We start from the raw sequence: 550 nt of genomic DNA, 5'->3' as shown, positions 1-550 counted from the left end.
CTGTCGAGGCGCGGGCGGGGGATGACGGCGGTGACGTTGCCCTCCGTATCCAGCAGGACGCGCCGCTCGGGCAGGTCGAGGTCCAGCGTGCCACGACGCTCGCGAGCGGCCAGCAAGGCGCGGAAGGCCTCGTAGAGGCGGGCGATATGGCCTTCCGCGAGGCCCTCGGGGTCTTCGCCGGCATCCGCGGCGGCCTGGACCTGCTCGTAGGTCAGCCGGGCATGGCTCAGCATCAGGCCGCGGCCGAACTTATGGCTCGTCTTGGTGCCCGCCTTGTCGAAGCGCATCTCGACGAAGAGGCAGCCCCGCTCCTCCTTCGGCTTGAGGCTGCACCAGCCGTTGGACAGCGCCTCGGGCAGCATGGGCACGACGCGGTCGGGGAAGTAGCAGGAATTGCCGCGCGTCCAGGCCTCGCGGTTCAGGGCCGAATTGGGCGTGACGTAATGGGCCACGTCGGCGATCGCCACGACGACCTTCCAGCCATCCGCCTCCGGCTCGGCATGGACGGCGTCGTCGAAGTCGCGCGCATCGTCGCCGTCGATGGTGACGA

Annotated in this window: 1 protein-coding gene; it reads right to left on the bottom strand. The window is 69.8% G+C overall.

Annotated features, from left to right (window positions below):
* Nucleotides 1-550: RNB domain-containing ribonuclease (locus AC1DWF_RS37680; RefSeq protein ID WP_476843518.1), on the bottom strand; the 550-nt coding region annotated here is incomplete at both ends.

The organism is Aminobacter sp. P4_D5 (genome assembly GCF_056401815.1).
This window is presented reverse-complemented; position numbering and strand designations above follow the sequence as displayed.